8 protein-coding genes, 1 rRNA gene, 1 pseudogene, 1 riboswitch and 1 other annotated feature are annotated in these 9,632 nt (G+C 44.6%); all 10 genes and pseudogenes read right to left on the bottom strand.

What is annotated here, in order from left to right:
* Window positions 1–64: ribosomal RNA gene (locus C232_RS0109215) — 16S ribosomal RNA — on the bottom strand; the annotation flags it as partial.
* A gap of 395 nt (window positions 65–459) precedes the next feature.
* Window positions 460–669: a binding site (T-box leader), on the bottom strand.
* Between the two features lie 64 nt (window positions 670–733).
* Entirely contained in the window at window positions 734–1,423 is a 690-nt protein-coding gene (gene thiE, locus C232_RS0109210) for a thiamine phosphate synthase (RefSeq protein ID WP_018663606.1), read from the bottom strand.
* A complete protein-coding gene (gene thiD, locus C232_RS0109205; protein ID WP_018663604.1) occupies window positions 1,420–2,223 on the bottom strand; it encodes a bifunctional hydroxymethylpyrimidine kinase/phosphomethylpyrimidine kinase in 804 nt (267 codons plus the stop codon). Before thiD ends, thiE begins: the two co-directional genes overlap by 4 nt.
* Before the next feature lie 18 nt (window positions 2,224–2,241).
* Window positions 2,242–3,048 carry a hydroxyethylthiazole kinase gene (gene thiM / locus C232_RS0109200; RefSeq protein ID WP_018663602.1) on the bottom strand — a complete coding sequence of 269 codons (807 nt, stop codon included), beginning with the start codon at window positions 3,046–3,048 and terminating at the stop codon, window positions 2,242–2,244.
* 18 nt (window positions 3,049–3,066) lie between these two features.
* Window positions 3,067–3,186, bottom strand: a pseudogene (locus C232_RS19765) (SDR family NAD(P)-dependent oxidoreductase); the annotation flags it as partial.
* Between the two features lie 58 nt (window positions 3,187–3,244).
* A riboswitch (TPP riboswitch) is annotated at window positions 3,245–3,352 on the bottom strand.
* A gap of 152 nt (window positions 3,353–3,504) precedes the next feature.
* Window positions 3,505–3,960, bottom strand: a complete 456-nt coding sequence (locus C232_RS0109190; RefSeq protein ID WP_018663598.1) for a GNAT family N-acetyltransferase — start codon at window positions 3,958–3,960, stop codon at window positions 3,505–3,507.
* Between the two features lie 297 nt (window positions 3,961–4,257).
* Complete coding sequence (locus C232_RS0109185) at window positions 4,258–4,377, bottom strand: DUF4023 domain-containing protein (protein WP_018663596.1); 120 nt, start codon at window positions 4,375–4,377, stop codon at window positions 4,258–4,260.
* A 75-nt stretch (window positions 4,378–4,452) separates the two neighbouring features.
* On the bottom strand, window positions 4,453–5,769 hold the full coding sequence (locus tag C232_RS0109180; protein ID WP_018663594.1) for a DEAD/DEAH box helicase: 1,317 nt from the start codon (window positions 5,767–5,769) through the stop codon (window positions 4,453–4,455).
* A 179-nt stretch (window positions 5,770–5,948) separates the two neighbouring features.
* Entirely contained in the window at window positions 5,949–8,624 is a 2,676-nt protein-coding gene (gene ppdK / locus C232_RS0109170; protein WP_018663591.1) for a pyruvate, phosphate dikinase, read from the bottom strand.
* Entirely contained in the window at window positions 8,621–9,442 is an 822-nt protein-coding gene (locus C232_RS0109165) for a pyruvate, water dikinase regulatory protein (protein WP_018663589.1), read from the bottom strand. The genes ppdK and C232_RS0109165 overlap by 4 nt, the downstream gene beginning before the upstream one ends.
* Window positions 9,443–9,632: the final 190 nt, after the last annotated feature.

Here is a 9,632-nt window from a genome sequence, read left to right as displayed (position 1 = left end):
CGACTTGCATGTATTAGGCACGCCGCCAGCGTTCGTCCTGAGCCAGGATCAAACTCTCCATAAAGATGTTTGATAAAAGCTCATAAAATAAACATTGACGTTTTGTTTTGTTCAGTTTTCAAGGAACAATCTGTTTGACACAACTCTTATATTATATCACTCTATCAAGCTTATGTCAACATTCTTTTATCTTTCATTTTCTTAAAAGATAAAACCAATACTCGTATCGAGCTGGTTTTTATATCATACCATTTAAAATGCTATTCAGTCAACAGTATTCTGATGGTAACTTTTTCCTTTAATCAAATTCCTGTAGCTCCAACCTTTTTAAAAAGGTTTGCTCCAGTTTTCGGCCAAAGCCTCTTCGTTTAGAAGTTTTGCCATGGCAGCAAGTTCCGGCTAATTGATCCTATACAATCAGCCTCATACTCTCCAATAAAAAATATTCCACGCCCCGAAAAAAGGGACGTGGATTATAACGCGGTACCACCCATTGAAGATTGCTCTTCCACTCAATTTGATAACGGTTCTGCCGTTTTCTGCTACTTGGGTTTCACAGAGAAAGTTCAAGGAGGTAATTCGTTCTAATCTTTGTACTGGCTTGCACCGGCCGCCAGCTCTCTTGAACGGGGAGACAAAGAACTACTGGGTTCCTTTCATCACTTTAGACATATTTGAATTGTTAACTATTTTAACAGATCGCTTTTTTCATTTCAATTATCATTTTAAATTTTTATGAAAAACGAAAGAATCTTGCTATGCCAAAACTGTAATATCGAATTTGATTTCTCAATGTTTCTGCCGCTAATGTAACATTTTCTGCACTTGCAATTGCGGAAATGACAGATATCCCGTCCGCTCCTGCTGCAATAACGCCGGCCGCATTTTCAAGATTGATGCCGCCAATTCCGACGATTGGAATTTGAATACCATTATTACGCATTTTTTTAATCATTTGGGTGCCTTGTGCTTTCTTTGCATCTTCTTTCGATTGAGTCGGAAAAATGGGGCCTGCCCCAATATAATCTGCCCCGCCGCGTACAGCTTGTTCTGCTTCTTCAAACGTATAGGCGGATACTCCGATGATTTTGTCCCCAATTTTACTGCGTACCGCTTCAACAGGTTCGTCATCCTGCCCGATATGCACACCGTCGGCACCGAGTATAAGCGCCAAATCAACATCATCATCTACGATAAACGGAACATCATGTTTCTGGCAAATAAATTGGAGTTCCTCTGCCAATTCCTGTTTTTTTCTGTCTTTTAAGGCGCCTGTTCCTTTTTCCCGGAATTGAAAAATTGTAATACCGCCTTTGATGGCTTCTTCTAATACTTCTTGCGGGCGGGCCTGGCAGTTATTGCTGCCCATAATGAAATATAACTTCAGGGCCTTTCGTAAATCTTCTTTCGTTGTCATATTCATCTGGGAACACTCCTTTTACGGTACGCCCAATGATTGGTCGGCCCGTGCCCGCTGCCAATTTGAATCCCGTCTTCTATCGCCGCCGTAATAAATTCCTTTGCTGTCTCGATTGCATCTATAACGGCAGCCCCTTTCGCAAGTTCCGCTGTGATCGCTGCAGAGAATGTACAACCTGTACCATGCGTATTTTTAGTCGCAAACCTTTTTGCCGGGAAATCGTAAAAATATCTTCCATCATAAAGCGTATCACGGGATAATGTTGATTCTTCCTGATGGCCGCCTTTTATGACAACATACCGGACTCCGCAAGCTGCTATTTTTCTGGCGGCTTCTTTCATATCTGAGAAACTTTGAATCTCCATTCCGGATATGATTTCCGCTTCAGGTATATTCGGCGTGGCAATAAAGCTAAGGGGAAGGAGTTTATCTTTTAAAGCGGAAACCGCATCTTTTTTTAACAGTGTTTCTCCGCCTTTTGCAATCATCACCGGATCAACGACAGTCTTTTCCCAGTGATTCACCTTGATTTTTTCTGCAACCGCCTCAATTATCGCTGCGTCAAACAGCATACCTGTTTTCAGTGCATCTGTTCCCATATCTTCTGCAATGGAATCGATTTGCCGGATAACAGCTTCCGTGCTAAGTGGAAAAACGCCTTGGACCCCGAGCGTATTTTGGGCGGTGACTGCAGTAATCACAGACATGCCGTAAACTTCCAGCTCTTGAAACGTTTTTAAGTCCGCTTGAATCCCCGCTCCGCCTCCGCTATCAGAGCCGGCGATTGTGAGTGCTTTTTTCATAAAGGATCTGTCCCTTCATTAAATAAGTTTGTATGAACCGTAATGTTCAATATCGTGTTGGTTAATAGAAGAAAGCTGATTCAAAAATTCAATTTGAAAACTGCCGGGGAAATCCCCTTCTATTTTCCGGCGAGCGATCTCGCCTGCAACACCGTAAGTCGTTAGAGCTGACGCCGCTGCTATCACCGGATCCTTTTCCACTGCCAAAAATGCCCCGCAAACCGAAGATAACAAGCATCCGGTACCTGTTACTTTTGTTAAAATCGGATGTCCGTTATGTATAAGATAAACAACAGAATCGTTGGATACTGCGTCTATTTTTCCGCTGACAGCCACAGTCGCCTTTAGTTTCCGGGCAGCTTCAAGCGCTAGTTCTGTGGTGTTGATGTTCACATTTGCTGCATCTACTCCCTTTATATCGGATTCGATTCCAATCAAGTTCGCAATCTCTGCAGCGTTTCCTCTGATAACCGAAAAATGAATGGTATTTATCAATTTTTGTGCAATTTCTGTTCTGTACTGCGTTGCGCCTGCGCCTACCGGATCAAGTACGACCGGAACGCCGTGCTGATTGGCGGATTTTCCTGCCAGTATCATGGCTTCAACCGTTTTTTCGTTTAAAGTGCCAATATTAAGCACAACAGCGTCGGATACTATCGCCATTTCAGCGGTTTCTTCAACCGCATCTGCCATGACAGGGGATGCCCCGAGTGCCAAAAGCCCGTTTGCTGTAAAATTGGCAACCACAATATTGGTAATGTTATGAATCAGTGGATTGTTTTTTCTGATTTTTTCAATGAGTTCTCCCGGTTTTGTTTTTTCCATGTTCTTACCCCCTCCTTAAAAATAATGGATACTGGATTTTGCCCCTTCACGCACAAAAGCTTTAACAATTGCTTTCCCCAAACCTCTGCTTCCGCCGGTAATAAGAACCACTTGATCTTTTAACTGCGATTTTCTCATCTCCCTTTAACAAGTAAAAAAGCCAGGTCATTAAATGAACCTGGCTTTATCAGCAAAAAGTAAGAAAAATCTACTTTCCTACGCCGGTATGATCCGGATCAGGTCCAAAGGGTTAAAAAACGGATGTTTTTCTCTCAGCCCGCAGTGGGCACCCCTAGTAGTCTGTAATATTCACTTTTTTAAAATTATAAGCCTTTTCACCAGCTCTGTAAAGAATCTTGGCTTTTTCCTTTCCAGCAAATCTTGTTACAAAATGTCTATTCTATGATTCTTTTCCATCCCAGCTTTATGAAATATTGATATTACCCCTTTTCGCTCTTAGTCTAAATCCAGTGATAACCGGATCATATCCCGGCATTGAATTCCATTTTCAACTATTTCTTCAGGATAATGCCTGATAAAAAAATCCCGATCGATACCCATAATCCTGAATCCGCACTTTTGATAGAATGCCAGTTGCCCGATGCTTGAATTTCCGGTACCAACTTCCAGTGTTTTGACGCCGCTTAATCTCGCATTTCGAATCGCGTCACATACCAGCTGCTTACCTATACCTTGGCCCTGATGTTCTTCTGCTACGGCGATATTTACCAATTCTGCCGTAGCAGGCCTGGTTGCAAGCAGTACATATACACCGGCAATTTTCCCCTCCATTTCAGCAGCAAAGCATTCTCCCCTATTGATATACTGTTCAATCATTCTGCGGGATGGATCAGCAAGCAACAACAAATCCAACGGTACTTCTTCACCGCTTTGTAATTTTCTAATTTTCAAAGGTCATCCCTCGTTTAATCATCACATAGTCTTTACTACTAACAATAAGATTTATTGTAATTGATTTTTCAATCAGCTAAAAATACTTCGGTCCTGTTTCTCTGGATTGTAATTCCCATTTTTATGCTTCGGTTAAAACGTTTTTATCTGAAAAAATGATAAAGCAAAAAAGCATCGTTTTACAGAGCTGCCGTCATATTCAGCATTTCTGTTGCAGATTGAACCACGAAAGATTGCACGTTCAGTTGTATAAAAGGCTGCATGTCTTAATCTGCAGCCTTTTGTTTTTTTATGTGTTTAATGCCGCTTTGTCGGCAGTTTCTCGCTCGGGCTTCCGTTGCCCTGGCGTTTTTTATTTTGCTCTGCCTTTTTTTGCTTCTCATGCAGTTTTTCTACAAATTCATGTGTACTGTCCATCTCATTACCTCCCTTGTTGGTGCTCATTGTTACTGTAACCAACCAGGGCGCAGCCATACATATACCCGCTCGTTTTTAACGGTTTCTGCCTCTGCCCTTGTTTGCGTGGCTGCCTTTGCTTTTTCTGCCGTAAAAACCGCCTTTTTCATGCCTTGCTTTTTCTTGTTCCCTTTCGCCTTTGCTTCTGGATTTGTTTTTGTGTTTCCTCACAGACGGACTGCTCTCCACATGTTTTGAAACGGAATGTGCCGCTGCCCTATTTTCTGTTTGATTCGGGGCTGTGTTCAGATTTTTCTTTGGAATCCTGATTTGCAGTGTTCTTTCTATTTTTTCCAGCTGCTGCCGGTCTGCATTTGTATAAAAAGTAACTGCTATGCCATCCATGCCGGCGCGCCCCGTTCTGCCTATCCGGTGCACGTAGCTTTCAGCATCTTGCGGAATATCATAATTAATCACATGGGTTATGCCTTCCACATCAAGCCCCCTCGCCGCTACATCCGTGGCAACGAGCAATTGGATTTTTGCTTCTCTAAACTGTTTCATGACTTGTTCGCGTTTTGCCTGTGACAGGTCGCCGTGCAATTCATCCACTACATAATGATGTGTTTTTAGCACATTATATATTTTGTTCACTCTGCGCTTTGTCCGGCAGAAAATCAACGCTAAAAACGGCCGGTGCGTGTTGATGAGCTCCATCAGCTCCGCCTGTTTCGCCCTGTCTGTTGTGTGGATCGCAAGCTGCTTCACGGTTTCGGCAGGTTTTGTTGTCTTTTCGATACGGACCGTGACCGGCTTTTTCATGTATTTACGGGCAAGTTTTTGGATCTCAGCCGGCATCGTAGCGGAAAAAAGCAAAGTCTGGCGCGTTGCAGGTGTTTGTTTGATAATGGATTCCACTTCATCCAAAAAACCGATATGCAGCATTTGGTCTGCTTCATCCAAAACGAGAGAAGAAATTTGTGATAAATCAATCGTCCCCCGGCGAATATGGTCGAGCAGACGGCCGGGTGTACCAACAACAATTTGGACATGCCTTTGCAGTTTTTTCAGCTGTTTTTGCACGTCCTGTCCGCCATACACAGCAAGTACGTTGATATCCGCACGATCCGAAACCAGTTTTTCCGTCTCCACTGCAATTTGCAGTGCCAGTTCTCTTGTCGGTGCCAACACCAGGGCTTGAATGCAGCTGGCTTCCGGATCCAGATTTTCTAATATTGGCAGCATAAACGCAAACGTTTTTCCTGTTCCGGTTTGTGCTTCCGCAATCACATCCCTGCCACTGAGCACATGGGGAATGGCCTGCTCCTGGATCGGCGTTGGAACGGCGATCCCGTTTTCAAGTAATTTTAAATTGAATTGATCTGAAATCCCAAGATTTTTAAAATCCGGCAAAAATATCCCTGCTTTCTTTAATCACATATGCTTTTAATCTTGCCTGTTTTCTGCCGGAAATGCAACAGGTACAATGTTCACAAAAAAACACACGGGGATTTTCTAATAAGAAATCTCCGTGTGCATGTATTTTGAAGATCTCCGCCGGCCAATCCTGCAGGCGGGTGTTCCGGTTGTCTTTATTTTGAAGTAACAGCAACTTTACCGGTTACTTCTTTTACATTCCGGATTGTCGCCTGGGCGGCAGCAAGCCTTGCAAGCGGAACGCGGTACGGGGAGCAGCTGACATAATTCAGGCCGGTTTTATAGCAGAATTCAATCGAGCTTTTTTCTCCGCCATGTTCGCCGCAGATGCCTGTTTTTAATCCAGGTTTGGTTTTGCGCCCCAGTGTTACGCCGGTTTCGACCAGTTTGCCGACGCCTTCCCGGTCAAGAACGGCAAACGGGTTTTCCGGCAGGACTTTTTGTTCGATATATTGCTGCAGGAATTTTCCTTCTGCATCGTCACGGCTGTAGCCAAATGTCGTTTGCGTCAGGTCATTCGTGCCAAATGAGAAGAAATCGGCTTCTTCAGCAATTTGGTCAGCAGTCAGAGCCGCGCGTGGAATTTCAATCATCGTGCCGACTGTATATTCGAAAGACAACCCCTTTTCCCCCATTACTTCATTTGCGGCCGCAACCACCAGTTGGCGCATCCGTTTTAATTCATTCACATGGCCGACGAGCGGAATCATAATTTCAGGCTGTACGGTAATTCCTTTTTGTTTCATGGCCGCAGCAGCATTGAAAATCGCTTTGACCTGCATTTCGTAAATCTCAGGGAAAATCATCCCCAGGCGGCAGCCGCGGTGGCCGAGCATCGGGTTGAATTCAGCCAGCTGCTGGACTTTCTTCAGCAAATACTGTTTTTCTTTTAATTCTTCTGAATCCGGCGCTGTGATTTCCAATTTTGCCACTTCAACGAGCAGTTCTTCTTTGTCCGGCAAAAATTCATGCATTGGCGGGTCCAGCAGACGGATGGTTACAGGGTGGCCGGCCATTTCTTCAAAAATGCCTTCAAAATCGCCCTGCTGCATCGGAAGCAGTTTTTCCAGCGCTTTTTCGCGTTCTTCCAGCGTTTCTGCGAGAATCATTTCCTGAACAATCGGCACGCGCTTGATATCCATAAACATATGCTCAGTCCGGCACAGCCCGATCCCATCGGCGCCGAATTCAAGTGATTTTTTTGCATCAACCGGATTATCAGCATTAGCGCGGACACCGAGATCCCTCACTTCATCCGCCCATTCAAGCAGCGTTTGGAATTCACCGGAAAGTTCCGGATCAATCATCGGCACTTCTCCGAGCATGACTTCACCCGTTGACCCATCGATTGTAATCACATCGCCGTAACGCACAACGGTTTCGCCTACGGTAAATTGTTTCGCATTCAAGTCGATTTTTAAAGTTTCACAGCCGCAGATGCACGCCTTGCCCATGCCTCTTGCAACAACGGCCGCATGGCTTGTCATCCCGCCCCGTGTCGTTATGACCGCCTGTGAAGCGACAATGCCGTGGATGTCATCCGGCGTTGTTTCCGGACGGACTAAAATGACTTTCTTGCCTTCTTTTCCTAATAGTTCAGCCTCATCAGCATCAAACACCACTTGGCCGGTTGCCGCACCAGGGGAAGCCGGAAGCCCTTTTGCCAGGTGGTTTTTTACCGCAGAATCGTCAATCCGGCGGTGAAGCAATTGGTTAAGCTGGTCCGGATCGACGCGTAAAAGCGCTGTCTTTTTATCGAGAATGCCTTCGTTAACCATTTCTACGGCAATCCGGATTGCGGCCTGGGCCGTTCTTTTGCCATTGCGTGTTTGCAGCAGGTATAATTTGCCGCGTTCGACCGTAAACTCGATATCCTGCATATCCTGATAGTGTGCCTCCAGCAAATGACTTGTTTTCACAAATTGGCGGTACACTTCCGGCATGTCTTTGGCAAGCACCTGGATCGGCTGCGGCGTGCGGATACCCGCAACGACATCTTCACCTTGCGCATTGATTAAGTATTCACCGTACAACACGCGTTCGCCGGTTGACGGGTTGCGCGTGAAAGCAACCCCTGTCCCTGAATCATTGCCCATGTTTCCAAATACCATGCTTTGGATATTGACAGCGGTTCCCAAATGGTCCGGAATTTTATTAAGGCGGCGGTATACAATGGCACGCTGATTGTTCCAGGAATCAAATACGGCATTGATCGCCAAAAACATTTGCGTTTTCGGATCTTGTGGGAAGTCCTGTTTCGTCCGTTTTTTTACGATTTTCTTGTAGCCTGTAATGATTTCTTTCCAATCATCAGCCGTCATTTCCGGATCAGCTGTGTACCCTTTTTGTTTGCGTGTTTCTTCAAGCAGCTGTTCGAAATAGTAAACATCGATTTGCAGGACAACATCCGAAAACATTTGAATAAAACGCCGGTAAGAATCGTAAGCAAAACGAGGATTATCCGTCAATTTTGCGACAGCTTCCACCGTTTGGTCATTCATGCCAAGGTTCAGAACCGTGTCCATCATCCCGGGCATCGAAAAAACAGAACCTGAACGGACGGATACCAGCAAAGGATTGGAAGGGTCCCCCAATTTTTTGCCTGTTTTCGCCTCTAATGTGGCTAATGCTTCTTCGATCTGCGTTTTTACTTCACCGGAGATTTTTCTGCCAGATTCATAGTAATGATTGCAGGCTTGCGTTGAAATGGTAAAACCATAGGGTACAGGCAGGCCGATATTGGTCATTTCCGCCAGGTTTGCCCCTTTGCCTCCGAGTAAGTCCCTCATTTTGCTGTTTCCTTCATTAAATAAGTAAACGAATTTCGTCACTTTGCCAACTCCTCCCTGTTTTTAAACATTTCAATGATGAGACTTGCTGTTTCTTCCACCGCTTTGTTCGATACGTCAATAATCGGGCACCTGATTTTTCGCATAATCTCTTCCGCATAGGCCAATTCCTTATAAATTCTTTCATAGCTCGCATAATTGACATCTGCACGCAGCCCCATCGCCTTGATGCGTTCTTTACGGATTTCATTCAGTTTCTCGGGTGCGATCATCAGGCCGATGCATTTCCGCCGCGGCATCGTAAACAATTCATCCGGCGGTGCCACTTCAGGAACGATCGGGACATTTGCAACTTTAAAACTGTTATGGGCCAGGTACATCGACAGCGGCGTTTTTGAAGTTCTTGAGACCCCGATCAGAATAATATCTGCTTTTTTTAGTCCGGCAGTGTCGCGTCCGTCGTCATATTTTACCGCGAACTCAATCGCTTCGATTTTTTTAAAATACTCTTTATCCAGTTTTCTTACCAATTTTGGCTGGTGGTAAGGCTCCTTGTGAAATTTTTTCATGAATGCCTCCATCAGCGGATTCATCAGATCAACCGCCAGGATCCCTTCTTCTTCGGCACGCCAGTCCAAATATTCTTTTAAAGGGGTTACAACAATTGTGTAAGCAATGATGGACAGCTGGCCTTTTGCAGCTTCAATCACGAGTTCAATATCTTCAGGATCTTCCACATGAGAGTGGCGCCTGATTTCCACAAAACCGCCATTAAATTGGCTCGCGACCGCTTTCACAACAAATTCGGCAGTTTCTCCGACTGAATCCGATATGACATGCACGACTTCTTTTTGTTCCAACGTATTGTCCACACCCTTTTTTCTGAGCGGCTTTTAAAATGATGGTTCAGCTGCTCAATATGTATAAAGTTTCCAACCATTTTCCCCTTTCACTGCTGCTGCCTTACTATATATATATTCAATGTGCAGCAATTGTGTTATACTCAATACAAATATAGTATAACACATTGAAAAGGATTGCGTATACTTT

The organism is Heyndrickxia acidiproducens DSM 23148 (assembly GCF_000374345.1).
Taxonomy (GTDB): Bacteria; Bacillota; Bacilli; order Bacillales; family Bacillaceae_C; genus Weizmannia; species Weizmannia acidiproducens.
This window is presented reverse-complemented; position numbering and strand designations above follow the sequence as displayed.